The sequence below is a fragment of the Streptococcus oralis genome (genome assembly GCF_003942585.1).
Classification (GTDB): domain Bacteria; phylum Bacillota; class Bacilli; order Lactobacillales; family Streptococcaceae; genus Streptococcus; species Streptococcus oralis_BE.
This window is the reverse complement of sequence record NZ_RJNK01000039.1, coordinates 1-530: the sequence shown is the minus strand read 5'-3', so window position 1 is coordinate 530 and position 530 is coordinate 1. Positions and strand designations below refer to the sequence as shown.

Genomic DNA, 530 nt, shown 5'->3' with positions numbered 1-530 from the left:
TGCAGATACTGATGCTGAAGTTGATTGACTTGAGCTTACAGATGCTGAAGCTGATTCACTTGCAGATACTGATGCGCTAGTTGATTGGCTAGCTGATACAGATGCTGAAGCTGATTCACTTGCAGATACTGATGCGCTAGTTGATTGGCTTGCAGATACTGATGCTGAAGCTGATTCACTTGAGCTTACTGATGCTGAAGCTGATTCACTTGAGCTTACTGATACGCTAGTTGATTGGCTAGCTGATACAGATGCTGAAGTTGATTGACTTGCAGATACTGATGCTGAAGCTGATTCACTTGCAGATACTGATGCGCTAGTTGATTGGCTTGCAGATACTGATGCTGAAGCTGATTGGCTAGCTGATACTGATGCTGAAGTTGATTGGCTAGCTGATACAGATGCTGAAGTTGATTGACTTGCAGATACTGATGCTGAAGTTGATTGACTTGAGCTTACTGATGCGCTTGCTGATTGGCTAGCTGATACAGATGCTGAAGTTGATTGACTTGCAGATACTGATGCTGAAG

The 530-nt window shown here is 43.6% G+C and carries 1 protein-coding gene; it reads right to left on the bottom strand.

Annotated features, from left to right (window positions below; translation table 11 throughout):
• Positions 1-530: hypothetical protein (locus D8862_RS09565; RefSeq protein ID WP_185760878.1), on the bottom strand; the 530-nt coding region annotated here is incomplete at both ends.